The 26,319-nt window shown below is 44.8% G+C and carries 25 protein-coding genes; 5 read left to right on the top strand and 20 right to left on the bottom strand.

The annotated features are described in order from the left end of the window. Positions 1-208: 208 nt before the first annotated feature. From J7I42_RS09365 to J7I42_RS09280, 18 genes are all read right to left on the bottom strand, one after another. Complete coding sequence (locus J7I42_RS09365) at positions 209-1,483, bottom strand: ABC transporter permease (protein ID WP_209138510.1); 1,275 nt, start codon at positions 1,481-1,483, stop codon at positions 209-211. Between the two features lie 72 nt (positions 1,484-1,555). Further along, complete coding sequence (locus J7I42_RS09360) at positions 1,556-2,941, bottom strand: NADH-quinone oxidoreductase subunit N (RefSeq protein WP_209138509.1); 1,386 nt, start codon at positions 2,939-2,941, stop codon at positions 1,556-1,558. A gap of 21 nt (positions 2,942-2,962) precedes the next feature. After that, the gene (locus J7I42_RS09355; protein ID WP_209138508.1) at positions 2,963-4,429 is read right to left on the bottom strand and encodes a complex I subunit 4 family protein; all 1,467 of its coding nucleotides are present in this window, start codon (positions 4,427-4,429) and stop codon (positions 2,963-2,965) included. Between the two features lie 51 nt (positions 4,430-4,480). After that, complete coding sequence (gene nuoL, locus J7I42_RS09350) at positions 4,481-6,397, bottom strand: NADH-quinone oxidoreductase subunit L (protein ID WP_236065406.1); 1,917 nt, start codon at positions 6,395-6,397, stop codon at positions 4,481-4,483. 45 nt (positions 6,398-6,442) lie between these two features. Beyond that, on the bottom strand, positions 6,443-6,772 hold the full coding sequence (gene nuoK, locus J7I42_RS09345; RefSeq protein WP_014223204.1) for an NADH-quinone oxidoreductase subunit NuoK: 330 nt from the start codon (positions 6,770-6,772) through the stop codon (positions 6,443-6,445). Positions 6,773-6,789: 17 nt separating this feature from the next. Next, positions 6,790-7,287: an NADH-quinone oxidoreductase subunit J family protein gene (locus tag J7I42_RS09340; protein ID WP_209138506.1), complete on the bottom strand. Its 498-nt coding sequence runs from the start codon at positions 7,285-7,287 to the stop codon at positions 6,790-6,792. A gap of 29 nt (positions 7,288-7,316) precedes the next feature. Further along, positions 7,317-7,859, bottom strand: a complete 543-nt coding sequence (gene nuoI, locus J7I42_RS09335; RefSeq protein ID WP_209138505.1) for an NADH-quinone oxidoreductase subunit NuoI — start codon at positions 7,857-7,859, stop codon at positions 7,317-7,319. 93 nt (positions 7,860-7,952) lie between these two features. Next, entirely contained in the window at positions 7,953-9,020 is a 1,068-nt protein-coding gene (gene nuoH, locus J7I42_RS09330; RefSeq protein ID WP_209138504.1) for an NADH-quinone oxidoreductase subunit NuoH, read from the bottom strand. Positions 9,021-9,136: 116 nt separating this feature from the next. After that, on the bottom strand, positions 9,137-10,240 hold the full coding sequence (locus J7I42_RS09325; RefSeq protein WP_209138503.1) for a 2Fe-2S iron-sulfur cluster-binding protein: 1,104 nt from the start codon (positions 10,238-10,240) through the stop codon (positions 9,137-9,139). Positions 10,241-10,289: 49 nt separating this feature from the next. Then, positions 10,290-11,654, bottom strand: coding sequence for an NADH-quinone oxidoreductase subunit NuoF (gene nuoF / locus J7I42_RS09320; protein ID WP_209138502.1), 1,365 nt, complete (start codon positions 11,652-11,654; stop codon positions 10,290-10,292). Between the two features lie 36 nt (positions 11,655-11,690). Then, a complete protein-coding gene (locus J7I42_RS09315) occupies positions 11,691-12,191 on the bottom strand; it encodes an NADH-quinone oxidoreductase subunit NuoE family protein (RefSeq protein WP_209138501.1) in 501 nt (166 codons plus the stop codon). 32 nt (positions 12,192-12,223) lie between these two features. Then, positions 12,224-13,447: an NADH-quinone oxidoreductase subunit D gene (locus J7I42_RS09310; RefSeq protein ID WP_209138500.1), complete on the bottom strand. Its 1,224-nt coding sequence runs from the start codon at positions 13,445-13,447 to the stop codon at positions 12,224-12,226. Between the two features lie 16 nt (positions 13,448-13,463). Further along, positions 13,464-13,967 (bottom strand): NADH-quinone oxidoreductase subunit C, encoded by a 504-nt coding sequence (locus J7I42_RS09305; protein WP_209138499.1) that lies wholly within the window; start codon positions 13,965-13,967, stop codon positions 13,464-13,466. Positions 13,968-14,041: 74 nt separating this feature from the next. Further along, a complete protein-coding gene (locus tag J7I42_RS09300; RefSeq protein WP_209138498.1) occupies positions 14,042-14,620 on the bottom strand; it encodes an NADH-quinone oxidoreductase subunit B in 579 nt (192 codons plus the stop codon). Between the two features lie 143 nt (positions 14,621-14,763). After that, the gene (locus tag J7I42_RS09295; RefSeq protein ID WP_209138497.1) at positions 14,764-15,177 is read right to left on the bottom strand and encodes an NADH-quinone oxidoreductase subunit A; all 414 of its coding nucleotides are present in this window, start codon (positions 15,175-15,177) and stop codon (positions 14,764-14,766) included. Positions 15,178-15,322: 145 nt separating this feature from the next. Beyond that, positions 15,323-17,014, bottom strand: coding sequence for a tetratricopeptide repeat protein (locus J7I42_RS09290; protein ID WP_209138496.1), 1,692 nt, complete (start codon positions 17,012-17,014; stop codon positions 15,323-15,325). Positions 17,015-17,070: 56 nt separating this feature from the next. Next, on the bottom strand, positions 17,071-18,003 hold the full coding sequence (locus J7I42_RS09285) for a PstS family phosphate ABC transporter substrate-binding protein (protein ID WP_209138495.1): 933 nt from the start codon (positions 18,001-18,003) through the stop codon (positions 17,071-17,073). Positions 18,004-18,152: 149 nt separating this feature from the next. Beyond that, entirely contained in the window at positions 18,153-18,386 is a 234-nt protein-coding gene (locus tag J7I42_RS09280; RefSeq protein ID WP_209138494.1) for a hypothetical protein, read from the bottom strand. A 197-nt stretch (positions 18,387-18,583) separates the two neighbouring features. On the opposite strand from J7I42_RS09280, the gene J7I42_RS09275 reads away from it, so the two are divergent. The 5 genes from J7I42_RS09275 to J7I42_RS09255 all read left to right on the top strand — a co-directional run bounded on the left by J7I42_RS09275 (position 18,584) and on the right by J7I42_RS09255 (position 24,091). Then, positions 18,584-19,045 carry a low molecular weight protein-tyrosine-phosphatase gene (locus tag J7I42_RS09275; protein WP_209138493.1) on the top strand — a complete coding sequence of 154 codons (462 nt, stop codon included), beginning with the start codon at positions 18,584-18,586 and terminating at the stop codon, positions 19,043-19,045. A gap of 24 nt (positions 19,046-19,069) precedes the next feature. Continuing rightward, the gene (gene hisS / locus J7I42_RS09270; RefSeq protein ID WP_209138492.1) at positions 19,070-20,449 is read left to right on the top strand and encodes a histidine--tRNA ligase; all 1,380 of its coding nucleotides are present in this window, start codon (positions 19,070-19,072) and stop codon (positions 20,447-20,449) included. A 26-nt stretch (positions 20,450-20,475) separates the two neighbouring features. After that, positions 20,476-22,155 carry a DUF4836 family protein gene (locus tag J7I42_RS09265; protein ID WP_209138491.1) on the top strand — a complete coding sequence of 560 codons (1,680 nt, stop codon included), beginning with the start codon at positions 20,476-20,478 and terminating at the stop codon, positions 22,153-22,155. A gap of 88 nt (positions 22,156-22,243) precedes the next feature. Then, complete coding sequence (locus tag J7I42_RS09260; protein ID WP_209138490.1) at positions 22,244-22,885, top strand: ATP-binding cassette domain-containing protein; 642 nt, start codon at positions 22,244-22,246, stop codon at positions 22,883-22,885. Between the two features lie 9 nt (positions 22,886-22,894). Further along, a complete protein-coding gene (locus J7I42_RS09255) occupies positions 22,895-24,091 on the top strand; it encodes an FtsX-like permease family protein (protein WP_209138489.1) in 1,197 nt (398 codons plus the stop codon). 69 nt (positions 24,092-24,160) lie between these two features. Here the strand turns inward: J7I42_RS09255 and J7I42_RS09250 are convergent, their stop codons facing one another. Next, positions 24,161-24,607, bottom strand: a complete 447-nt coding sequence (locus J7I42_RS09250) for a DinB family protein (protein WP_209138488.1) — start codon at positions 24,605-24,607, stop codon at positions 24,161-24,163. 316 nt (positions 24,608-24,923) lie between these two features. Continuing rightward, complete coding sequence (locus J7I42_RS09245; protein ID WP_209138487.1) at positions 24,924-26,120, bottom strand: thiolase family protein; 1,197 nt, start codon at positions 26,118-26,120, stop codon at positions 24,924-24,926. Positions 26,121-26,319: the final 199 nt, after the last annotated feature.

The raw sequence follows: 26,319 nt of genomic DNA, 5'->3' as shown, positions 1-26,319 counted from the left end.
CTTTCGGGATTTTTATTTGTTATAAAGTTATTTAGTTCTTTAATTACCGGCATCGAGTGCAGTGAGATGCGTTGTATTTCTGCATATGTTTTCCCTTTCACGTTTGGCATTTCACGACAAAGAGAGTTCTCGAAAATCGCGACCCATTGCCGACTGCCGACTCGTCCACCGAAGCCTTGGCGAAGGTGGATTGCCGTTTCCCGACTCCCTACTCATACCGCAACGCCTCAATGGGATTCAACTTACCGGCTTTTATTGCGGGATACAACCCCGCCAGCAAACCCACCAGCGAACAAATGATCACGCCGGTAAACACCCAGTCCCAGGGTACCACAAAACTGGTGCTCAGTAAAATGCCGACAACATTCCCTAAAATAATGCCCAGTATAATACCGAAAGCAGCGCCCAGCAAACTGATAATGATAGACTCATACAGGAACTGGTAACGGATATTCTTTCTTTTGCCGCCTATGGCCTTTACCAGTCCTATTTCCTTGGTCCGTTCTGTTACCGCCACCAGCATAATATTCATTAATCCAATAGCCGCACCTACCAGGGTGATCACTCCTATCAGCAATGCCGCCATGGTTATAAAACTCAGGTTTCTGATCAGCATTTCAGCAAAACTGTCGCTTTTATCGATCATGAAATTATCGGTCTCCGTAACCGTTAGCTGGCGAATGGGACGGAAAGCACTGGTAGCTTCCCCAATGGCACCGTCCATTAACTTTATATCGGATACCTTCACCTGAATATTGAAAGAAGCATTGGGATTACTATTGAAATAACGGCGAACGTTGGTATATGAGATAATAACGAGGTTATCCAGGCTGCGGCCAAAGGTAGAGCCCTTTGGTTTTAAGATCCCGATGATGCGAAATGGAATATTATTGACGCGGATGATCTTGTCGAGCGGTCGTTCCACATTTTCCCCAAAGAAACGCGTGGCTATATCTTTTCCAATCACACACACATTACGACCGGTTTCTATATCCAGGGGGTTCAGATCGCGGCCGTATAAAACAGCAAACCCATTTAAGCTGGTATAATTTTCGTCACCACCTACCAGCCATACATTAGGGTTGCTTTTCTGGTTTTGGTAAGAAACGATCGCACCGCGGTCGCCTACGATGTTGGTACTTACCAGCGCCGGGAATTGATAGGCTGCTTTAAAAGTTTCAACCTGGTGTTGGGTAATGGGTTTACCCATATTGGATTTCTTCTCTTTCCTGGCCCCTCTCTTCTCTTTTTTCACTTCCTCATTCCGAAAGGAATGGCGCGGCTCCTGGTACCGGATGGTAAACCCTGTAGCCCCCATGGAGGAAAAACTTTCAAGAAATTTCTGTTTAATGGCAACAATAGCGGTATTGATGCCAATAAGTGCGGTAATACCCAGGGCAATAATAGCCACTGTAATACCAGTACGCAATCTGTTACTGCGTACCGTACGAAAGGACAACGTTAGCGTATCGCGAAGTGTCATACTAAATTAGTGTGCCTAATATAGTAAATATTACGGGGCAGTAACCCAGAACTGTGATGAAAGGTAATTCAACTACAAATAAAAGAAGTTATGCAACTGATCAAGGAGCCAGTGCGGGAAAATACCCAGTATCACCACTATCACTGCTATAGCGATCAGCAGGCCTTTGAAACCAGTTGTGGTCTCAATTTCCTGGGTATCACCTTCTTTAAAATACATGGCCTGTATAACGCGGAAATAATAATATACGCTGATAGCGGCGCACAACACCCCTACAATTACCAGCCACATAACATTACCATTACTGATGGCGGCCGACAACATATAGAATTTGGCCCAGAAACCAGCCGTAGCAGGTATACCAGCCAGTGATAACAGGAAGATGGTATTGGTAGCAGCCAGAACCGGTTGGCGCTTGGCCAGTCCGTTAAAGCCTTCGAATGTATAATCTTTCATTTTCAGCAGCACTGCGAAGATCCCAATGGTAGCCAGGCTATAAGCGGCAGCATAAAAGATCATCCCTTCTTTAGCCATATCATTCAGCGCAACCAGGGCAAACAGCATAAAGCCGGCTTGTGCAATACTGGAATACGACAGCATTCTTTTTACACTCTGTTGGAATACCGCGGTGATGTTGCCGATAAACAAGGTAGCCGCAGCTATAATAGCCACCAGCAATTGCCATTGTTTTTGCACATCGCCAAAACAGCCTTCGAACAAACGGATGAAGGCGATAAAACCAGCCACTTTTACAATGGTCGCCATGAAAGAGGTGAACACAGTAGGAGAACCATCATATGCATCGGGCGTCCAGAAGTGGAAAGGCGCAGCAGAAACCTTGAACGACATGGCAAATAACAACAGTAACAGACCAGCTGCCAGCATAGGCGTTAAACTGGTAGTGCCCATACGGATCACATCAATATTGAAACTGCCTTTTACCCCATACAGCAAAGTGATGCCCATGAGCATGATACCGGTTGAGAATGAACCCATCAGGAAGTACTTCAGCGCAGCTTCATTACTTTTCAGATTGCGTTTATCGCTACCGGTCAAAATGTATAAAGGAATAGAAATGATCTCGATACCCAGGAACAGCATCAGTAAAGAGCTGAATGATGATACAATGGCGATACCGCACAACACGAAAAATATCAATGCAAAGTATTCTGCCAGGTTTACGCCCACGCGTTCCATGTCTCTGCCACTCAACAGAAAATACACCCAGGTGCTGCCAAAAGCAATGGTATTGAACAGCAGGCCAAATATGTCGAAGGACAACATGCCCTTCACATTCACATTAAAAAAATGGTAACCGCCCATGTCGAGCACATTTACTATTACCAACGCCAGCAGGCCAATAATAGCTACGGTGCGTACAGCGGGTTTACTATTCGTGAACACGCCACAGAACATCATTATTACACCAAGAACAGCAGAAATTACAATTGCATTCATAAATCAATTCTATACGTTCGCTTATGGTAATTTGACAAACATTTTTGAGTAAATGGCATCTACCGCATGCCTTGTTGCTTCAATCATTGGCTTGGGATAAACACCCATTACTACAATGCCGATCAGCAAAACAGCCAGCACAAATTTCTCATTGACCTTAATATCACGAGCATTTGCTGTTAAAGAGCTGGTGTTGCCAAACAATACTTTCTGTAACATATTTAAAGTATATACGGCCGACAGAATGATACTGATACCACCAACTACCATAAATATGTAATGATAGTTAGAAGCTTTGGAACCGAATACCCCATTGAACATCATGAACTCACCAATAAAGGCATTGGTAAGCGGCAGGGACACATTCGCCAGCGATAACACTACCAGCATAATGGCCAGAGAAGGCGCTTTTTGCGCCAAACCACCCAGTTCAGACATTTTACGGGTATGGAACTGGCGTTCGATCAGTTCCACCACAATCCACAATCCGATGATATTGATACCGTGGGCGAACATTTGCACCATTACCCCCTGGATACCTATTGATGAAGTAACGAATATGGCCAGTCCCATCAAACCCATGTGGGCAATGGAGGAATAAGCCACAAAACGTTTCAGATCGTCCTGTTGCATCGCCACAATAGAACCATAGATCATCCCGATCACGCACATGGTAGCGGCCGGATCACCATAGCCCCACAAACCTACAGGCACTACTGGTGCCAACCAGCGCAGAATGCCAAACACACCCATTTTAACCATGATGCCGCTCAATACCATGGTAACCGCTGTAGGCGATTGCTCATACGTATCAGGCTGCCAGGTATGGAAGGGGAACAAAGGCATTTTAATGGCAAAAGCCAGGAAGAATAACCAGAACAACCAGCCCTGGGTATTACCAGCCAGGTTTACCTTATAAAATGAGCTCATGGCAAATGAGTGATCGGGGGTATGGAAGTATACCCAGATAATGGCGATCAACATCAGTAATGAGCCTACAAAAGTGTAAATGAAGAATTTAAAAGTAACAGCCACTCTTCTTTCGCCGCCCCAGATTGAACACAGGAAGTAAGCAGGTATAAGAGCCAGTTCCCAGAAGAAGTAGAACAATAAAGCATCAGATGCCACAAACACACCCATTAAACCGGTTTGCATCAACAACATCAGGGCATAGAACTGATGAGCATTTTTATAAGTAGAGTTCCAGGTAGCGATAAATATACCAGGGTAAGCAATACCTGTTAACAAACACAACATCTTGCTCATACCATCCATGGAAAGTGAGAACCGGCTGCCCAGATCGGGTAACCACGCTACATCGGTTTGCAGGTATTCAGGATTATGTAACACAGCTATGCCCAGTATGGAAACAACCATAGTAATTATGGATGTTAATAATGACCATACTTTGGCGCTCTTTTCCTGTTTTATCAGGAATCCAAGCAAACCACTCACCAACGGAATAACTATCAGCAATACAGGTACCATTATAATTTCTTGATTTCTGATTTATGGATTTTATCTCTACTTGCTAACTTCTTATTTCTTAATAAAGAATTTCACAATGAACAAAGCCAGCATACTCAGCACCATCAGCAATACATAGTTGCCTACCAAACCGCTTTGTAATAAGCGAACCTGGCGGCTGGTATAATTCACCAAACGGCCAACGCCATTTACCATACCATCAACCACTTTCTTCTCAAAAAAGCTGTTCATGAATCTAGCCAGTCCATTCAATGGTTTTACAACAACGAAATTGTACAACTCATCAATGTACCATTTGTCGGCCAGTACTTTTCCAAAACCTGCTGGCTCATTGAGTTCAGGCTTTTTGCTATATCTAAACCAGGCAAAAATGATCATCCCCAACGCCAGCGCCACAGATATTACCATCAGGTTGATCTCAGTATGATGCTCAGGCAGTGCTGCCATTTGGATCTCATTCGATTTCGCGAAGATCGGCTCCAGGAAATGCTCCAGTTTGTGCGCATCCGGCATGATGGATTCGGGAATACCAATAAAACCACCTACTGCAGCCAGTATGGCCAGTACCACCAAAGGAATGGTCATGGCAGCAGGGCTTTCATGCAGGTGATGTTTTTGCTCTTCTGTACCACGGAAGGTACCGCGGAAGGTAGTAGCATATAAACGGAACATATAAAAAGCAGTCATGGCAGCACCGGCAACACCCAGATAATAATACAGGGGGTCTTTGGCGTATGCGAATGCTAATATTTCGTCTTTTGAAAAGAAACCACTGAAAGGCGGGATACCGGCAATAGCAATACAACCGATCAGGAAAGTGGCATGGGTAATAGGGAGTTTCTTTGACAACCCACCCATTTTACGGATGTCCTGCTCATGATGCATGGCATGGATCACAGAACCTGCACCCAGGAACAGCAGGGCTTTAAAGAAGGCGTGCGTCATTACATGGAACACCGCGCCGGTGTAAGCGCCCACACCCAAACCCAGGAACATATAACCTAACTGGCTCACGGTACTGTAGGCCAGTACTTTTTTAATATCGTTTTGTTTAATGGCAATGGTCGCCGCAAATAAAGCGGTTGCCAAACCAACAGCCGCTACCACACTTTGGGTATAAGGGGCCATGGTGTATAAGACGTTGCTGCGGGCAATCATATAAATACCGGCTGTTACCATCGTAGCCGCGTGGATCAGCGCTGAAACCGGGGTTGGACCCGCCATCGCATCAGGCAGCCAGGTATATAAAGGGATCTGTGCACTTTTACCGGTAGCCCCTACAAACAACAACAGGGTAATACCGATAAGATCAGTTCTTGTTAATTTTTGGAACAGATCAAACACTCCCGTACCCTCAGGTGTACTATATGTTACAGTGCCCAGTTTAGCGATGAGCCAGAAGATGGCGATCAAAAAACCAAGGTCACCGATGCGGTTCATGATAAAGGCCTTTTTGGCCGCATTACCGTATTCAACGTTCTTGAACCAGTAACCAATAAGCAAATAAGAACACAGACCAACGCCTTCCCAACCAATGAACATGATCACATAGTTGGCGCCCAGTACGAGCAGCAACATGGAGAACACGAACAGGTTCAGGTAACTGAAGAAGCGGCCAAAATGCTCATTTCGTTCTTCATGCATATAAGCAGACGAATACAAATGTATCAGAAAGCCGATACCGGTAATGATCAGCAGGAAGAGCGACGAAAGCTGGTCTATTTGAAATGCGAAGGGAATTGATAAAGTGCCGAAGCTGATAAAATCAAACAGGTTCGCTACATAGGTGTTCCCGTTCTTTACCTCGGTAAAAAGCAGCACACTCACAATAAACGAGGCCAATACCATACCGCTGCCAATAATACTGATCAACGGTTTGGAAAGTTGTTTTCTGAGCAAACCAGTGATCAGAAACCCAACCAAAGGAAAAAAGGGAACCAACCAAACTAAGTGTAACACGTTGTTCATACAGTTTAAGCTGAACGCTACACGCGGCGTTGCGCGTTAAGCGTTTTAGTGTTTTAACCTGTTTAAAAAATTAACATCTACCGAATGCGTATTGCGGTACATCATCACAATAATGGCCAGGCCTACGCTAACTTCAGCTGCCGCCACTACCATGATAAAGAACACGAATAACTGACCGTCGATACCGGCTGTAGCGTTTTTAGCCACACCAGCTGCGTAATGCATTTTCGAAAACGCAACCAACAACAGGTTCACAGCATTCAACATAAGCTCAATGCACATGAAAATGATGATGGCATTCCGGCGGGCAAGTACCCCTACAATGCCGATACAGAAAAGGGCAATAGCCAGGTAGATATATCTTTCAATTAACATAAATCTCTTTTATTAAATTACTTCTTACCAATAACCACAGCTCCTACCATCGCGCTTAAAAACAGGACGCTGCTGATCTCAAAAGGTACAACATAATCAGTGAACAGGGCGGTACCCAGATTCTTGATCAAACCAATATCACCGGTCCCAAGCATCGCAACCTGACCTTTTACTTCAGCCTGTTTTAAAGCGGCTACCAGTACCAGCAGCAAACATCCGCCTGCTACCACACCTGCCAGCTTCAGCCATTTGTTCTTTTGTGGCTCAGTTTCGGCATTCAGGTTCATTAACATGATCACGAACAGGAAAAGTACCATAATGGCGCCTGCATACACGATCAAATTCACAATACCCAGGAACTGGGCATTCATTAAAATATAATGGCCTGAAATGGCAAAGAAGGTAATGATGAGCCACAATACGCTGTGTACCGGGTTACGACTGATCACCACCATAATGGCGCTACCGAGTGCCATCGCGCTTAAAGCATAAAATAATACTTGTGATATATCCATTGCAGCTATGTTCTGTTATTTGGCTGTTCTTAGTTTGCTTTCCGGTTACCAATTGCTTTCTGGTATTCGCCGGGATTTTCCTTAGGGCTGGGGATCAACAGATCCTGCTTTCCATATATAAACCCTTTACGCTGATAGTTCGAAGGCGCAAAGGTCTCACTTAAATATACAGCGTCTTTTGGACAGGCTTCTTCACACAAACCGCAGAAAATACACCGCAGCATATTGATCTCGTATTTGGCGGCATATTTTTCTTCCCGATACAGGTTCTCTTCTCCTGGTAAGCGTTCTGCAGCTTCCATGGTAATGGCTTCAGCCGGACAGGCCAATGCACACAAACCACAGGCGGTGCAACGCTCGCGACCTTCTTCATCGCGGTTCAGGATGTGCAATCCACGAAATACCGGGCTAAACGGACGTTTCTCCTCGGGATAACTGATGGTTGCTTTCTTTTTAAAGAAGTGGCCCAAAGTGATGATCATCCCCTTGCCAATGTTCCATACATAGAGCTTCTCTATGAGCGACAAGGGCTTACGATCAACTGCTTTGGCTCTGTTTGTTAATGCTTGCATTATAATTAGTTAACTTAAATCTTCGAATGCGTTCTCACTACTAAAACCGCAAATGTATTTTTCTCCCTTCAATACGCCAATTAAATCCGGCCCTTAAAACTTATAGCCGTTGCTTTTCCATAATACAAAGGCTGCGGTAACCACCATATTGAAAAGACTTAATGGGATCAATGTTTTCCAGCCCAAATTCATTAACTGGTCATAACGGAAGCGCGGGATGGTCCAGCGCACCCACATGAACAGGAATATAAAGAAACACACTTTTATAAGTAATACTGCTCCCTGTAAAGCCACGAGCCAGTTACCCCAGTCGGCATGGGCGGCATCATTAAAGAACGGAACATCATAACCACCAAAGAAAAGGGTTGCCATTACCACGCTGCTGATAAACATATTAATGTATTCAGCAAACAGGTAAAAACCCAGTTTCATGGATGAGTACTCCTGGTGGTATCCAAAGTTCAATTCATTTTCAGCTTCAGGTAAATCGAATGGAGTACGGTTACATTCAGCAAACGCACATACCAGGAATATAAAGAAGCCCAGTGGTTGGTAACATATATTCCATACACTATCCATTTGTTGGCCAACGATCTCACTCATTTTTAAGGACCCGGTCACCATCAGCAACGCGATCAGTGACAGCCCCATTGGCAGTTCATAGCTGATCACCTGAGAGGCGCCACGCAAAGCGGCCATCAGCGAGAACTTGTTGTTGGAAGCCCAGCCCCCGATCATAATACCATATACACCCATGCTCACTACTCCAAACACATATAAGATACCAATATTAATGTCTGCGATCTGCAGGGATACTTCCCGGCCAAATACATTCAGTTTACCACCCCAGGGAATTACAGCCGACGTCATCATGGCGGCCATCATTGCCAAACAGGGACCCAAAATGAACAGTAAGCGGTTTGACGTGTTAGGAATGATCTCCTCCTTCATAAAGAGCTTTAACCCGTCGGCCAGTGGTTGTAAAATACCAAACGGACCGGCACGGTTAGGACCTATACGGTCCTGGATAAAAGCAGCTACTTTACGTTCGGCATATGTTTCATACATGGCTATTACCAATGAAATGGAAACAATGCCTATGATGAGTACCAGTTTCTCAATCACTAAAAACAAGTCAATAGCTAATAAAGCAGAATGCATCTTATTTATTTATGTAGTCAACTTTTATTCTTGAATCGGCCCTCTCTGTCCGCCTGGCGGATTCAGCGGGTAAAGTAACAGGCATTTCTCCTGCCTCTTACCTCCTACTTCTTACTTCAGCCTTCCGATTTTGTGTTTCCTTTCTTAAAGTCGGTTGAGTGCGCCGGTCCGGGGATCTTTGACAGATCGATATTCGGCTTATTCACTTCACTCACATCATGAATATCCATTAACAACCGTGGGTTACGGCCACCCATTACCTCAGGTAAGGTTTCGTGTGGTTTAACGGTATCAACATAATGGTTAGCGCTGATCACAGAGTGATGGCTTATTTTAGTTGGACCATCAATTACCCAATCGCTTGTTTTCTTTTTCTCAAAACGGCACTCATTACAGATCCAGTCGTGCAGTTCGCCCCACTGGTCTTTACGGCCGGTAACACGGAACACTTCATCGCCGCGGTACCATAGGGTTACTTTACCTGAACATTTAGGGCAATCGCGATGTGCATCTTCCGGTTTCAGGAACCATACGCGGTTCTTGAAGCGGAAGGTTTTATCGGTCAATGCGCCCACCGGACAAACGTCAATAACGTTGCCGATGAAATCATTATCGAGCGCCTTCTCAATGTAGGTAGCAATTTCAGCGTGGTCGCCACGGTCTAAAACCCCGTGCACGCGTTTATTTGTGAGCTGGTCGGCGGTAAATACACAACGGTAACACAGGATGCAACGCGTCATGTGTAGTTGTATATAGGGCCCCAGGTCATGTTTCTCGAAAGTACGGCGTGGAAATTCGTAACGGGTGCCTTCTGCGCCATGCTCATAGCTCAGGTCTTGCAGGTGGCACTCACCAGCCTGGTCGCAGATAGGACAATCAAGCGGGTGGTTGATCAACAACAACTCCACTACCCCTTTTCTGGCATCCTGCACGCGTTCGCTGGTAATATTCTTTACCACCATGCCATCCATAACATTGGTACGGCAGCTGGCTACCAGCTTTGGCATCGGGCGTGGATCAGCCGTTGAGCCTGCGGATACTTCTACCAAACAGGTACGGCATTTACCGCCACTACCTTTCAGTTTGCTATAGTAACACATGGCAGGCGGCGCTATTTCACCACCGATCATGCGGGCTGCATTCAGGATACTGGTTCCCGGCTCCACCTCAACGGTGATGTTATCGATGGTTACCTTAAATAACTTTTTTTCTTCAGCCATATCTAAACCCCCAAGGAGGATTTTATTTTTTTAATTTATTTCCCTGGCCTTACGCTTTAGGAGCCGTTGCTATAGGCAACGGATCAGCATAATGCGCCAAACCATAGTTCCTGTTCTGTGCCGCATTTGGATATTGCACGTGCCATTCAAACTCATCTCTGAAGTGACGAATAGCAGCGGCTACCGGCCAGGCAGCAGCATCACCTAACGGACAAATCGTGTTTCCTTCTATTTTGCGTTGAATATCCCACAACAGATCGATGTCGCTCTTCTTGCCTTTTCCGTATTCAATATTCTTCAGGATCTTTTCCATCCATCCGGTCCCTTCCCGGCAGGGCGAACACTGTCCGCAGCTTTCATGACGGTAAAAACGCGCCAGCGTCAATGTGTGGCGAACCACGCACTGATCTTCATCCAGCACAATAAAACCACCAGACCCCATCATGGTACCGGTTGCAAAACCACCATCTGATAAACTTTCATAGTTCATCATCCGGTTTTCGCCTTTGGCGGTTTTTAATAACAGGTTGGCAGGGAGAATGGGAACTGATGATCCACCAGGGATACAGGCCTTTAGGCGTTTGCCATGGGCAATACCACCACAGTATTCATCGCTGTATATAAACTCTTCCACCGAAATGGTCATGTCTATTTCGTATACACCAGGCTTGTTGATATTACCACAAGCAGAGATCAGCTTGGTACCGGTTGATTTACCTACACCTATCTTGGCGTATTCTTCACCGGTGATGTTGATGATGGGAACTACCGCGGCAATTGTTTCCACGTTGTTCACCACTGTTGGGCAATCCCACACCCCTTTTACCGCCGGGAACGGAGGCTTGATACGAGGGTTACCCCGCTTACCTTCCAGTGATTCGATCAACGCTGTTTCTTCGCCACAAATGTAAGCGCCGGCGCCGCGTTGCACATATATTTCACAATCGAAGCCAGTGCCCAGGATGTTCTTACCCAGGAAGCCATTGGTTTTGGCTTCGGCAATGGCCTGCTCCAGTATATCAACGATCCACGCGTATTCCCCGCGGATATAAATAAATGTTTTGTTAGAACCTAACGCATAAGATGCCACGATCAACCCTTCTACCAGCAGATGGGGAATAAATTCCATCAGGTAACGGTCCTTGAAAGTACCAGGTTCAGATTCGTCGGCATTGCATACCAGATAACGGGGAACGCCTTCTGGTTTGGCCAGAAAGCTCCATTTCATACCCGCAGGGAAACCCGCGCCACCGCGGCCCCGCAAACCACTCTTCTTTACTTCTTCGGTTACCTGGTCGGGACTCATGGTCTTGAGCGCTTTTTCAACACTGCGGTAGCCGCCTTCACGACGGTAAACATCGTAATTACGGATACCCGGAACATGCGCTTTTTCTAATAATAGTTTTCTTCCCATTCTATATGTCTTTCAGCAATTATGCTGTCAGGTTTATTAATTATTCGTCACAGCGTTTCTTTCACACTCATTAATGATCGCGTCGATCTTCTCCTTGGTCAGGTGCTCGCGGTAATGTTTGCCCAATTGCATCATAGGAGCATAACCACAGGCGCCCAGGCATTCTACAGTTTTCAAAGTGAACAACCCATCAGCGGTTGTTTCGCCCACCTTAATGCCCAGTTTATCCTTTATATATTCAATAATGTCGTCGCTGCCATTCAACATACAGGGACCGGTTTGGCAAACTTCAAACACATATTTACCTACCGGCTTCAGGTTGTACATGGAGTAAAACGTAGCTACTTCATACACCTCAATTGGTTCTATGTTGAGTAAGGAAGCCACGTAATCCATGGTCTCTGAACTCAACCAGCCACCAAATTCTTCCTGTGCAAGATGCAATACGGGGATCAAGGCACTTTTTTGCTTTCCCGCAGGATAGCGTGCAATGATCTCGTTTACTTTATTTAATTTCTCCGCAGAAAATTGAGCCACTTTCTTTGATAAAATTTATGTTTATAATTGGCTTACGCATCCATTTCACCTGCAATCAGGTTCAGGCTACTCATCACAATGATCGCATCACTCAGCATGGAACCTTTTGTCAGTTCTTCATATGCCTGGTAATATATAAAGCACGGACGACGGAAGTGTAACCGGTAAGGGGTACGTCCACCATCTGTGATCAGGTAATATCCTAATTCGCCATTGGCACCTTCTACCGATTGGTATACTTCACCCGCAGGCATATCAATTTCTCCCATGATGATCTTGAAGTGCCAGATCAGCGCTTCCATCTTGGTATATACATCCTTTTTCTCGGGTAAATAATATTCCGGAATATCGGCGTGAAACACTTCGGCATCTTTTCCTTTGAACTCACCCAATTTGCGCATAGCCTGCTCAATGATGCGCAGTGATTGCCACATCTCCTGGTTACGGACCAGGTAACGATCGTAACAATCGCCGGTGCTGCCAACAGGTATTTCAAAATCAAATTCTTCGTAGCTGCTGTAAGGAGTATGTACCCGTACATCGTAGTCAACACCTGCCGCACGCAGGTTTGGCCCGGTGAAACCATAGTTCAGCGCTCTTTCAGCACTGATAGGTCCGCAGCCGATGGTACGTTCCATGAAGATACGGTTGCGGGTAAACAGATTCTCAAACTCCTGTAATACTTTGGGGTACTCTTTCAGGAATTTTTCGATCTTCTCAAAGGCAGTATTGTTGAAGTTCCTTTCAAAACCGCCTATCCGACCAATATTGGTAGTAAGACGGGAACCACATATTTCCTCGTATATTTCGTAAATAAGTTCGCGGTATTGCATCACATACAAAAAGCCCGTATAAGCACCGGTATCAACCCCTACAATTGAGTTACAAATGAGGTGATCGGCTATACGCGCCAGTTCCATAATAATGATGCGGAGGTAATCGACCCGTTTTGGCGTTTTTACACCCAGTAATTTTTCGCAGGTAATATGCCAGCCCATATTGTTGATGGGAGCTGAGCAATAGTTTAACCGGTCGGTAAGCGGGGTGATCTGATAAAGCGGTCTACGCTCTGCTATCTTTTCAAACGCACGGTGAATATAACCTACGGTTTGTTCGGCAGAGATGATGCGTTCGCCATCCAGTTCAAGGATATTTTGGAATACACCATGGGTAGCCGGGTGTGTAGGCCCCAGATTCAGGGTTGTGGTCTGCTTCTCAATGGAGCCTTCGGGTAATTTTATATGATGATCGCTCATAAATTAAATTCGAATATTAACGTCCAAACATATCGTCGTCCTTATCAACACGGGTTTGTTCTTCCAGCGGAAATTCTTTGCGCATGGGGAAATAATCCATTTCATCCACGTTCAAGATGCGCTTCAGATTAGGATGGCCTACAAAGTTCACTCCGTAAAAATCATAGGTCTCTCTTTCCATCCAGTTAGCCCCTGAAAATAAAGCAGTGGCGCTGAAAACATCCGGTGTTTGAATATCGGTAAACACTTTAAAGCGGATGCGCACATTTTCGGTAAGACTGTGCAGGTGATATACTACAGCCAGCTCACGTCCTTTATTATCGGGATAGTGAACAGCCTGCAGATCGGTCATAAACCGGAAAGCCAGCGCATCTTCATCGAATAGGTACTGAAGTACTTTCAGGTTAAGTTCTTTAGGCGCTTCAAAAGTGAGCATGCCATAAGGCTCCTGGAAGTTTTGAACCTGATCGCCAAACTTTTCAGTTAACCGCTGTTTGATATATTCGTTCGTTAAAGCCATGTCAGTTTGAAATTAGCAAACTCGGAATGTGCCTTCAATTTGCACATTGTTCATCTGCATATTTGCACATTATGTTATTGAATGCCGTAGCTCTCCATTAATTGTTTATACTTATCGCTATTCCTTCTGCGTAAGCTTTCTTTCCCTATCAGGTCCTGAATTTTTATAATACCATCAATAACAGCTTCAGGCCGTGGAGGACAACCAGGTATATATACATCCACCGGAATGATCTGGTCAATACCCTGTAATACGCTGTAGGTATCGAAGATGCCGCCACTGCTGGCGCAGGCACCCATGGCCAGTACCCAACGGGGCTCTGCCATCTGCAAATATACCTGTTTTACTACGGGGGCCATTTTTTTAGCAATGGTACCCATCACCATCAACAGATCACACTGGCGGGGTGAAAAACCCACGCGCTCTGAACCAAAGCGGGCCAGATCGTAGTGCGAACCCATAGTTGCCATAAATTCAATTCCACAACAGGAAGTAGCAAAAGGTAAAGGCCAGATAGAGTTCTTACGGGCCAGGCCAACCACTTTATCGAGGCTGGTGCCAAAGAACCCCTCTCCCATATATCCTTCCGGACCTTCCTTAACCAGTTTCACATCGGTTTGACCGTAAATATTATATTGAACAGGACGTGCCATAATTAAAATTTGAAAATTAGCTAATTAGCAAATGTGTACAAACGAACTCTTCTATAATAACAACTAACGCTCGTTTAGGTTGTTTTTTACCGAAATGAATAAGGTCTCTTAACATCTGCTAATTTCCACATTATCACCAGGTTTTAATCCTCCCACTTTAACGCTCCTTTCTTAATAATGTATATAAAGCCACACAGAAAAAATGCAACGAACATTAATACAGCGCCAAAGCCACTCCAACCTAATGCCTTAAAATTTACTGCATAAGGGTAGAAAAAGATCACTTCCACATCGAACAATACAAATAAGATCGCAACCAGGAAGTATTTAATGGCCATAGGCTGACGAGCGTCGCCATGGCTTTTAATACCACTCGCAAAGGTTTCCAGCTTATCGGAGGTATTACGCTTGGGCCCCAGCCAGTGGGTAACGCCCATCATACCAGCAACAAAGATGACTGCGAAAATTAATTGAATAGCAATAGGAAGATACCAGAAGGAACTGTCGGGATCGTGGGTAACGGCGGTATTGGAGACTTGTAACAGGTACATATTCATAACCCGTTTTGGTTTAGGCGCAAATTTAAGACAGCGTTTTATATTTTCAACTTCTTAATGGATTAAAATAAAAATCCCCCGTCAGTTTTTGCTGACAGGGGACTGAATATGATGCGATTACTCGTTTGTTTATCGTTTGTTAACCCTATTTTTTAGCAGATGTGCCAGATTTGCTGGTTGTGCTGCCGCTTCCTGACTTTTTAGGAGCAGGGGAACCTGCTGGTTTGGTCAGGGCTTTTTGCAAAATAGGCTTCACAGTGTTGGCAAATTGGTTTTGAGGATCAACCGCCAGGATCTTGTCAAGATAAGACAATGCTGTTTTGGGGTCCTTTTTAACGTCATTATAATAAGAAGTCAAAGCAGACCAGGCATTAATAGCTTGTGATTTATACTTAACAGAATCGAGCTTCATGGCCATTTCTGCCAGCTTTTCCTGCGCAGGTGCAAATTTATCGTTCATCATGGTTGTGTCCTCGGCCTGAATAGCTCTGGCGCACCACAGGTAACCATAGATCTGATCGGGATATTTTCCCTGGTAAACGTTACAGAAAAGGCTGTCTGCAGTTGCATAATTACCAGCCTGGTAGTGTGACATACCCCAGTTATACAAGTCGGTTTGGGTTGGATTGGCTTTCAGATTATATGCCCTTCCTAACCAATCAGCTTCCTGTTTACGATCGCCCAGTTTTTTAGCCAGGGCAGCCGCTTTGCTGATGTATTTTACTTTGTTGTCCACAACAGTGTCTTTATCAACCGCTTTTTGCAGGTTTACAAAGGCCTGGGGTTCCTGACCAGCAGTTTGCAGGTTCAGATTGGCCTGCTCTTCGTAGTCAGCAGATACCACATCATCAGGATTTTGTTTAGCAAAGTAGTCGGCCATGTACTGGTTAGCGCAAGCGAGGTCCTTCAGGGTATCGCAGGCATAAGCCACTTGTTTGTACATACGGGGCGCTACTTTATCGCCGTACTGGGTGATCAGGCTTTTTGCTTTATCTCTTGCTTCAGCAAATTTGCCAGAAGCAAACAGAAAGTCGGTTTTTGTATACTCCAGGTCTGGTCCCTGATCGGTATTGGCTGCAAAGCTTTCCAGGTAGGGAGCTGCTTTATTTACATCCTTGAAATACCAGTAGTAGAACAGTTCATAGTAAGTAGGCGCATAAGCCGCATCGAGCTTTAAAGCTTCATCAAAGTTCTGCAGGAAAAGCTCGGTGTTCTTTTGCGTCAGGTATATTTTACCGATCTTATGCTTGGCGGCAGCCAGCTTGGGATCGAGCGCGAGTGCTTTGTTGTAAGATTGGATGGCATTTCCACCATCAATTAATTTACGGTAAGCATCGCCCATAATTATATAGGTCTCGGCATCTTTAAAGCCTTTTATCAGGGTGGCCTGGTTCAGCTTTTCGATGGCGTAGGTGGCATCGCCGGCTTTTGTATCAACGTTTGCACGGCCAATGGCGTTAAAAACCTCCACATCTTTACCTTTTGATAAAGAGATGGCTGCTTCAAAACGTTGGCGGGCATCGCTGGTTTTGCCTTCACGCAGTTCCAATTCCCCCATACCTGCAAGGATAAGAGGCGCATTACCATTTTGTTGAAGCGCTTTTTGATACAAATTTTTAGCTGCTACGGTGTCTTTTTGCTCAAGCATGGTCTGTCCCAGCCAGTATGTTGCATCAATATTATTCGGATTCGCAGCCAGTAATTTTTCAAAATCTTCCCTGGCACTTTTATACCGCTCGTAATATAAGAACTTGCGTCCCTGCTCTACACTCTGGGCAAATAGCACATTGCTACCCAGTACAACCATGGTTACAAAACTGATGAATCGCTTGCTCATTGTAAGTCGCTATTTTTTTAGTGTTTTATAATGTATTAGGAATCCGTGACTTAATTTTAATTGCTGATCTGTATATTTCTCCTATCCAGATGCATTCTCGCAGGCAATAAATATGCCCGATTAAATATTTTCTGTCCTTTTTCGTAGATAAGAAAGTTTGCAAATCCGTTGCCAACCCCATCATAATTTTCTTTTAAAATATAATAAAGCGGTCTTATCATGGGGTATATGTCGTACGCAATATTATATTGAACCGGACTAACATAGGAACCATCCCTGGCCTCGATCTTTGCAATTTTAACTTTTTTCAGGAAACTAAGCTGGGTAGTATCATCTTTATTACCGATCCAGCTCACCCCCAATAAACCTATAGCATCCTGATTTTTAGAAATATAGTCAATCACTCCCTGGGTATTCGGTGCAGCCACTATATTCTCGCTCAGCGGTTGTCCTTTAAGCAGAGAATCTACTACATACCGCACCGTACTGGTGGCCGATTTCCCATCCAGCAACATTTTGTATTTATAATTGCTGGTTCCTTTAGCAATGGAGCGAATGTCCTCCATGCTGAACATGGTATCCTTTACTTGGTTGTTTACGATCACTGCTATCCCATCAAAAGCAAGAGGGCCGTATGTGGGCTTCATCTGCGTCCTTTTGGTAAGCGTATTTTCTTCAGCTTCACTCAAACCTCTTGTTACAATAACCATGCGAATACTGTCTATATTCAGGTCGCGCAGGCATTCCGCCTCTGGCTTGTATTGTACCAAAATATGGGCATCGGGATGCTGCGATTCAAATACTTCGATCTGAGAGTCGATCACCGGTTTAAAACTTTCATCCACACTAATGTGAATGGTTCCACTGGTGGTGGTTTCCTGGGCTTTTGTGGGTCCTGAACCTGACTGACAGGCAGTTATTAATAAATTGATTCCAACGAACCCTACAAAACCCTGAAACACCTTTCGAGCTTGCCCTATCCATTTCATCTTTTTACCTTCTTAGTTTATCAAAGCCTGGTAAAACTGCATTAAACCCATTTTGTTTAATAAGTATTTAATACGGTATCCACCAGTTTAGTTTGCCATTTGCGATTGCTGTGCCGCTGTCGTTTACAGCAGGCGTTAGTGAAAAAAGCCTACCGGTAATAGTTTCTTCTTATGCCCCGGTAGATCCTGAACCCGCCGTACAACAAACATAGTCCACCAAAAATGTAGTTAAATGGGGGAGAAAAAACTGCATCCAGTCCCACTTTGCTTGCAAAGACCATCAACACACCCATACCGGTGTAAATGATCCCCATACCAAGGTCCATAATTGATCGCCTATTGATATAAGCCTTTTGTTTTTTGTCCTCAATATCATCTGCCATTTGTACATATTTAGGGTCCGGGCAAGATAAGAAATAATCATGTTACGAAAATCCCGGTTTTCATGACTTTATTCAAAAAATGAGATGCAAACTGAAGACATTTCCATAAAATGGCCCAAACTCCCTAATTATCTTGCAACTTATTCAGCCTCTGCGAACTGCCAACAACCAGAAACTATGAATTATCTTTGCCGACTATGAAAATTCTAATGGTTTGCCTTGGTAATATTTGCAGAAGCCCGCTGGCCGAAGGCATTCTGCAACACAAAGTGCAACAGGAGGGATTGGCCTGGACCATCGACAGCGCAGGTACCAACGGTTATCATATTGGTGAAGAGCCGCATCGGCTTTCGCAAAAAGTGGCCTTATTGAATGGCATTGATATCAGCCACCAACGGTCACGCCGGTTCACCGCAGCCGATTTTAAACAGTTCGATAAGATCTACGCCATGGCCGAAGATGTGCTGGAAGAAATGCAGCGTATTGCCAAAAAAGATTTTGATGCTTCCAAAGTAGAACTGCTGATGAATGAGCTATACCCCGGTAAAAACATGGATGTACCTGACCCCTGGTTTGGTACCGAACCCGGTTACCACGAAGTGTACGCCATGATTGATGAAGCATGCAACAGGATCATTGAGAAATATCGAACAAAATAAAAATTAACACACCAATACAGCATAATGTCTAACAAACCATCAATACCTCAGGGGACAAGAGATTTCGGGCCCGAGGAAGTTCGCAAACGTCAATATATCTTCAATACCATCCGTAGTGTATTTGAACTGTACGGCTTTCAACCCTTGGAAACCCCGGCCATGGAAAACATGGAAACCCTGATGGGCAAATATGGAGAAGAAGGCGATAAACTCATCTTCAAAATATTAAATAACGGTCTGAACGATCCCAAAAATCAGGACAAGTCCCGCTCGGGTTTTGAAAAAGTGATGGAAGGAAAGAATTCAAAAGACCTTACCGAACGGGCGCTTAAATACGATCTCACGATCCCGTTTGCGCGCTATGTGGCCATGAACCATGGCCAGCTCACCTTCCCGTTTAAACGCTACCAAATTCAACCGGTTTGGCGGGCCGACAGACCCCAACGCGGCCGCTACCGCGAATTTTATCAATGCGATGCAGATGTGGTAGGCAGTAAGTCATTGCTGAACGAAGTGGAACTGGTTAATATTTATAATGAAGTATTCACACAATTGGGCTTAACTGGTTACGAACTACGCATCAATAGCCGTAAAATTCTCGCAGCCCTGGCTGAATTCTGCGGGGGCGCTGATAAAATGATCGATATTACCACAGCCATCGATAAACTCGACAAAATTGGCCTAGATAAAGTAAAGGAAGAACTGGCCCAACGGGGGTTGAACGAAGAACAGATCAACACCATAGAAAAATACCTCCTGATCGATGGTTCCAATGAAGAAAAACTGAACCAGATCGAACTATTACTGGGGCACCTGGAAATAGGGAAACAAGGGATCGAAGAGTTGGAGATCGTGAATCGTGAATCCGGTCCCGGCTTAGCCGGGAGCAATTTAATTATTGATTTCACCCTTGCCAGAGGCTTAAATTATTATACCGGCATTATTTTCGAAGCCAAAGCACCGGCCACGGTAAAAATGGGCAGTATTGGCGGCGGTGGTCGCTATGATGACCTTACCGGTCTGTTTGGTGTGCCCAACATTCCTGGTGTGGGTATCAGCTTTGGGGTCGATCGCATTTATGATGTACTGAAAGATCTGGATCTTTTCCCCGAAGGCGTTTACACCGGCACCCAGGTGCTGTTTTTTAATATGGGAGTTGCAGAAAGCAGCAAAGCGTTCAGTACTATGCAATTATTACGTAAACAGGGCGTACGGTGCGAGTTATACCACGAACAGGCAAAAATGGACAAGCAGTTTAAATATGCAGAAAAGAAAAATATCGGATTTATTGTAATTATTGGAAGTACGGAAGTACAAAATAATACAGGTGTTGTTAAAAATTTAAAAACCGGCACCCAGCAAACTGTACCACTTGCAGACCTAAGCAATAAATTGTTTATTTGAGTTCGTATTTTAAACAAACCGATGATATGCAACGTCACCTATTTTCCCTTTTACTGCTGGCAGTAGCCATTACCAGCATCGTATCCTGTAGTAGCGATAAATCTGGTATTCACATACCAAAAGATGCATCCTTTGCTTTACATGTTAATGTTAAGTCACTTACCTCAAAAGTAAGCTGGCAGGAAATACAACAAAACGAGTGGTTCAAAGAGGCCTATGCCAATCAAACCGACTCGTTTGCCAGAAAAATATTACAAGACCCTGCCAATTCAGGCATTGACGTACAGGGCGATGTGGCCGTTTTTGTAAAAAAACAAAACCAGGGTGGCTACGCAGCCGTTGAAGGCAACGTAAAAAATGCCACCGCATTCGAAGCTTTTGCAACCAACGTTAACAAAGGTGGTAAAGTGGTTAAAACAGGTGATGTCAGCGTATTGAACACTGGCCGCACAAGCCTGGTGGCCTGGACGAACAACCGCTTTGTTTTCATTTCCGATGTTCCCATGGGTTCACTCAACAGCCGTTTCAACAGCTCTTCCGAATCAGGCGAGCCATTCGCTTTTTCAACTGATAGCTTACAGAAATTCGCCGTGGAGTTGTTCGATCTGCCTTCAAAAAACAACCTGATGAGCGATGATCGCTTTGCTGCAGTAATGAAAGAACCCGGCGACATCCATTACTGGATAAATGCTGAGCAATATTATAACAGCCTCGGCGGCATGTTATCATTGCTTAAAATGAACGTTATGTTCGAAGGTAATGTTTATGGCGCCGCACTGAATTTTGACAATGGCAAGATCACCTTTAAAACAAAAGCCTTTGTTAATAAGGAATTAAAAGCCCTGATGGAAAAATATGCAGGCGGCAAGGTAAGTGCAGACATGATCAACCGCATTCCTTCAAAAAATGTAGCTGCCGTATTTGCTTTCAAATACGAGCCACAAGGCTTTATTGACCTGCTGAAACTAATGGGTGTTGATGGCATGATCAATGGCTTCCTGAGCAGCGAAGGCTACAGCACGGCTGAATTTGTAAAAGCCACTAAAGGCGACGTACTGTTGGCGGTAAGCGACTTTGAGATCAAACACGAAACAACCATCCCCAACCCTGATGGTGGCGCCCCTATGGTCATTAAGAATGATATGCCGCACGCCAATATCCTGTTTGCTACTTCTGTGAACGAAAAGCCTTCCTTCGATAAGTTGTTTAATATACTGCAGAAAAAATCGCAGGAAGTTCCAGCCATCACCAGCAACGTACATTTCCAATTGAACAACGAGTGGTTTGCAGCCAGCAATTCGCCTGAGCAGGTGAATGCCTTTTTAAGCGGTGGCAACAACAACCTGCCATTTACCAGCCGTATCAGCGGTAAATCGTTTGGCGGTTATATCGACATGCAGCGGATAATGAAAGCCGGCGCCCCTGCTGTTAGCGATAGCAGCGCAAAAGCAGCATTGGATGTATCCCTCGGCATGTGGCAGGACCTGATCATAACCAGCGGTGGTCAAAAAGACAATGCCTTTGTTGGCGAGGTGGAAATAAACCTGGTTGACAAAAACGCCAATAGTTTGAAACAACTCAACAAATACCTGGATTCAATGGCTAAAATACTGCACACGAAACGCAGCCCTTACGATGCACAGGTAAAAATTACCGATCCGGCTGGAGCCAGCCTGGCGGCGCTTGAACCAGTATTACATCCATAAAACATACTATATTTAAATAATAAACAAGCCTGCTCACCGGAACAACACCTTAGGGCAGGCTTGTTTCATGATCCAGTAATTATTAGGCATGCAACTCCAATTACAGCAAGTCTTACCTGTTTATTTCGATGAAAACCATCGCACCCAGTCTGAAGTGTGGCGTAAGGACCTCACTTTCACAAAAGGTGAATATATAAAGATCGTGGCGCCTTCAGGCAGTGGCAAAACCTCGCTCATGCATTTTTTGTATGGCATGCGCAATGAGTATAATGGCAACATCGTATACAATTCCGCCAACCTCAGGAATTATACGCCCGAAGATTTCGCCGGTTATCGCAAAGACCATGTGAGCATTGTATTCCAGGACCTGCGCCTGTTCCCTGAACAAACCGTACAGGAGAATATCGAACTCAAACGGCAACTGAACCCTTTTCATCCTGCTGAAAAGATCAAAGAAATGGCAGAACGCCTGGGTATCGGCAACAAGCTGGCCTCCCGGAGCCGCATTTGTTCCTATGGCGAACAACAACGGGTGGCCATCATCCGCTCGCTGATGCAGCCGTTCGATTTTCTGTTGCTCGATGAACCCTTCAGTCACCTGGATGATAAGAACTCGCAGAACGCCATGCAATTGATGCTTGAAGAAGCCAAATTGCGCAATGCGGCTATCATCTTTGCCGACCTCGAACGCATCGACTGGTTCCCGTACACCCGAATTTTTCATTTGTAATCATTACCCGTGGCAGTATCATTCAAACCCATTCGCTCGTTAATGCAAACAGGGACCAATACCGGTTCCCGCTGGTTCTCCTATATTGGCTTAGGCATTGGCGTATTGTTGTTGTTATGCTCCATTCAAATGTACATCAACATTCAACAGTTGTTAGGCAGCGAAAGCCAACGCAAAGATGGTTCTGATTTCATTTCCATCTCCAAAACCATCACCAACGAGACCATGGGACAGCTGGAGAAGAACCTGTTCAATGCCAATGATATTAGTGAGATCGCTGCCAAACCTTTTATAGAAGGGGTATCACCTCTTACGGCCAACCGCTTTCGCGTACAGTTAAGCGCTGGTGACATTATCCCTTTCAGCACCGATATGTTCCTGGAGTCGCTTGACAATAACTTTATCGATACCGTACCTCCCAACTTCACCTGGCAGGAAGGACAGAACTATATTCCCATCGTTTTCTCTTCCGACTTCCTGGAAATATACAATGTATTTGCACCCGGTTATGGCTTGCCGCAATTATCGGCAGAGACCGCTTCGCAGGTAGTAGTGTTTATTACCTGTTATGGGCCAAATGGGGAGAAACAAACTTTCCGGGGCTCCATTGTGGCATTGAGTGACCGCGTTAACTCCATCATTGTTCCCAAGAATTTCCTCGACTGGGCCAATAACAAATTTGGCAATACCACCGACGTAAAGGCTTCCCGCCTCTATATAAAAACCAAAGACGCCAACAATCCTGACTTTCTTACCTATTTGCAACAAAAGAATTATAAAGTAAATAAAGACAAAACAAAGTTTGGCCGGGTAAAGCAGGTCTTGCAGGGCATCTTTAGCGGACTGGGCATTTTTGGTTTACTGGTAGTGATCCTGGCGTTGATGTTGTTCTCCTTCTACCTCCAATTGATGATCGCCCGCAGTAAAGACAATCTGCAATTATTGTTGATGATGGGCTATTCCCCCAATTGGCTTAGCAAAAATGTATCGAAACAATTTATTCCTGTATATATCCTGGTGGTGCTGGTTGCACTGGCATTCACCGAAGGCATGCAATGGGCCTTTCATCATTTCGCCATGTTCGACCGGCCGGAGCTGTCATCCATGTTACACTGGACAGTATTATCAACCGCCATCTTCTTAATTGGCTTATCACTATTAACCAATTATCGCATGGTAAAGAAGTTGTTGTATAAACTGGTGTAGAAAATATATACTTCCTTATAACTTAATAGCCGTATTTAAAACTAAATACGGCTATTTCTTTTATATCCATTAACCTATCTGTTTCAAATGATGCTCCAGGTGTTCTACATAATCGATGGCGATCCATTCAAGTGTTTTTGATTCACCGGAAGGAATGATAACAGTATAGGGCAGCTTATCAGCAGGAATGGCACTGATTATATTGGCTATTTGCTTATTCAATACACTCCATAATTGCAGCAAATGATCGAGCGGCAATTGCTGGTAACGGTTAATGATCACCAGCTCATCCTGGTTATATCGAATAATTGTATACGGTTGAGGGAAGTATTGCGTATCAGTAAAACGCTTCAGGTTATTGATGGCCGAATCAATTAAATGACCCAGTATTTCCTTTTTCGACCATTTGTCCGGGGCGGGTTTGCTCAATAAAACCTCGGGGGCGAATTGATTAAAGTGTTGGGGAACTTCCTGAATATGTTTTTCCAGTTGGGTTAAAGCAGTTTGCAGGTTCATGGTGTATAAGATTGAATCTGCAAACTAAATAATACTTACCATTCTGATCAATACTTTCTTTTTGGTCGGTTTTTCAGCCGGGCGATTGGAAGTTGAAGACAGTTTTCTTTGAAATACCCGCGTACACCAATGGAAGCACCCAGATACACAGGGCCGTCCATATGATGTACAGGGGTATTATATCGGAAAGAAGCAGGCAAAACAGCAACCTACATATTATATACAACAGCACCCAAAAGCGCGCATACGGATTATATTTATAAATATGCGTGCTGAGCGTTTCCTGCATAAAAGTTCAAAATAATAATTCTTCTACCTAAACACCTTCATATACCACGGCAGCGCCCTGTCCTACCCCTACGCACATGGTAGCCAGTCCATATTTGCTGCCCCTTCTTTTCATTTCATGCAATAAGGTAGCGGAAATGCGTACCCCGCTGCAACCCAGCGGATGGCCAATGGCAATAGAGCCGCCATTCACATTTACTTTTGTGGGGTCTAGTTTCAGGTCCTGCATACAGGCCAGGGATTGCGCGGCAAAGGCCTCATTCAATTCAATCAGATCAAGGTCATTGACCGTAAGACCGGCACGCTGTAATGCCTTTTGGGTAGCAGGCACAGGTCCAATACCCATAATGGCCGGGTCAACACCCGCTACTGACATCGACACTATACGGGCCAGCGGCTTGAGGTTGTATTTTTCAACCGCCTCTTCACTGGCCAGCAACATGGCGGCGGCGCCATCGTTAATGCCCGATGAATTACCAGCAGTAACCGTTCCATCTTTTATAAATGCAGCACGCAAACCGGCCAGTTTTTCCATAGAAGTAACACGCGGGAATTCATCTTTTTCGAAGAAGATCTTCTCGTCCTTCCCGCCAAAGATCTCTACACCGCTTATCTCATCCTTCCACTTGCCTTTTTCCAGGGCGGCAAAGTATTTTTCCTGGCTTTGCAGGGCAAATTCATCCTGCGCCTGCCGGCCTATGTTCCATTGTTTGGCCACATTTTCAGCCGTTTCACCCATGGAATAAGGATAGTATTTATCAGTAAGCTTTTTATTGGGAAAGCGCCAGCCAATGGTTGAATCCACCACCTCAGGCGTACGGTTCCAGGCACCGGAAGATTTCAGCATTACAAAAGGCGCGCGGGTCATGCTTTCCACGCCACCAGCGATCAGCAGTTCGCCATCGCCACACATAATGGCGCGGGCTGCATCCTGAATGGCCTGTAAACCAGAGGCGCATAACCGGTTAACGGTGTTACCAGGAACTGTAACGGGCAAACCGGCCAGCAGGGCCGCCATACGGGCCACATTCCGGTTACTCTCCCCGGCCTGGTTGGCATCGCCGGCAATCACATCCTCAATAGCATTCACATCTACGGAAGCATTGCGTTGTAATATTGATCTTATCACATGGGCCAGCAGATCATCGGGCCGGATGGTACTTAATGTACCGCCATATTTCCCAATGGGTGTTCTAACCGCATCTATGACATATACTTTCTTCATATAGTTTTTTATTTGAGCAGGTGTTTAGCGCCCGCAAAGTAATGTTTAATAACCTATAATTCTGCCAATTGTTACGAATTAGCCCCTTTGCGTGTCATCTACAATCCTATTGTTAAGCAAAAGTTTACCTTCCTATAACAATGCTGGAACATAAATAACCATAATTTCGCCCCCATTTTATGAAAAATCCTAAAACTGA

The sequence above is a fragment of the Niastella soli genome (assembly GCF_017742245.1).
Taxonomy (GTDB): Bacteria; Bacteroidota; Bacteroidia; order Chitinophagales; family Chitinophagaceae; genus Niastella; species Niastella soli.
Note: the sequence above shows the minus strand (reverse complement) of the source record. Positions and strands in the feature narration are given on the sequence as shown.

Coding starts and splice junctions, on each gene's coding strand:
- J7I42_RS09365 (WP_209138510.1), bottom strand. CDS start 1,483: ATGACACTTCGCGATACGCTAACGTTGTCCTTTCGTACGGTACGCAGT.
- J7I42_RS09360 (WP_209138509.1), bottom strand. CDS start 2,941: ATGAATGCAATTGTAATTTCTGCTGTTCTTGGTGTAATAATGATGTTC.
- J7I42_RS09355 (WP_209138508.1), bottom strand. CDS start 4,429: ATGGTACCTGTATTGCTGATAGTTATTCCGTTGGTGAGTGGTTTGCTT.
- nuoL (WP_236065406.1), bottom strand. CDS start 6,397: ATGAACAACGTGTTACACTTAGTTTGGTTGGTTCCCTTTTTTCCTTTG.
- nuoK (WP_014223204.1), bottom strand. CDS start 6,772: ATGTTAATTGAAAGATATATCTACCTGGCTATTGCCCTTTTCTGTATC.
- J7I42_RS09340 (WP_209138506.1), bottom strand. CDS start 7,287: ATGGATATATCACAAGTATTATTTTATGCTTTAAGCGCGATGGCACTC.
- nuoI (WP_209138505.1), bottom strand. CDS start 7,859: ATGCAAGCATTAACAAACAGAGCCAAAGCAGTTGATCGTAAGCCCTTG.
- nuoH (WP_209138504.1), bottom strand. CDS start 9,020: ATGCATTCTGCTTTATTAGCTATTGACTTGTTTTTAGTGATTGAGAAA.
- J7I42_RS09325 (WP_209138503.1), bottom strand. CDS start 10,240: ATGGCTGAAGAAAAAAAGTTATTTAAGGTAACCATCGATAACATCACC.
- nuoF (WP_209138502.1), bottom strand. CDS start 11,654: ATGGGAAGAAAACTATTATTAGAAAAAGCGCATGTTCCGGGTATCCGT.
- J7I42_RS09310 (WP_209138500.1), bottom strand. CDS start 13,447: ATGAGCGATCATCATATAAAATTACCCGAAGGCTCCATTGAGAAGCAG.
- J7I42_RS09305 (WP_209138499.1), bottom strand. CDS start 13,967: ATGGCTTTAACGAACGAATATATCAAACAGCGGTTAACTGAAAAGTTT.
- J7I42_RS09300 (WP_209138498.1), bottom strand. CDS start 14,620: ATGGCACGTCCTGTTCAATATAATATTTACGGTCAAACCGATGTGAAA.
- J7I42_RS09295 (WP_209138497.1), bottom strand. CDS start 15,177: ATGAATATGTACCTGTTACAAGTCTCCAATACCGCCGTTACCCACGAT.
- J7I42_RS09290 (WP_209138496.1), bottom strand. CDS start 17,014: ATGAGCAAGCGATTCATCAGTTTTGTAACCATGGTTGTACTGGGTAGC.
- J7I42_RS09285 (WP_209138495.1), bottom strand. CDS start 18,003: ATGAAATGGATAGGGCAAGCTCGAAAGGTGTTTCAGGGTTTTGTAGGG.
- J7I42_RS09280 (WP_209138494.1), bottom strand. CDS start 18,386: ATGGCAGATGATATTGAGGACAAAAAACAAAAGGCTTATATCAATAGG.
- J7I42_RS09275 (WP_209138493.1), top strand. CDS start 18,584: ATGAAAATTCTAATGGTTTGCCTTGGTAATATTTGCAGAAGCCCGCTG.
- hisS (WP_209138492.1), top strand. CDS start 19,070: ATGTCTAACAAACCATCAATACCTCAGGGGACAAGAGATTTCGGGCCC.
- J7I42_RS09265 (WP_209138491.1), top strand. CDS start 20,476: ATGCAACGTCACCTATTTTCCCTTTTACTGCTGGCAGTAGCCATTACC.
- J7I42_RS09260 (WP_209138490.1), top strand. CDS start 22,244: ATGCAACTCCAATTACAGCAAGTCTTACCTGTTTATTTCGATGAAAAC.
- J7I42_RS09250 (WP_209138488.1), bottom strand. CDS start 24,607: ATGAACCTGCAAACTGCTTTAACCCAACTGGAAAAACATATTCAGGAA.
- J7I42_RS09245 (WP_209138487.1), bottom strand. CDS start 26,120: ATGAAGAAAGTATATGTCATAGATGCGGTTAGAACACCCATTGGGAAA.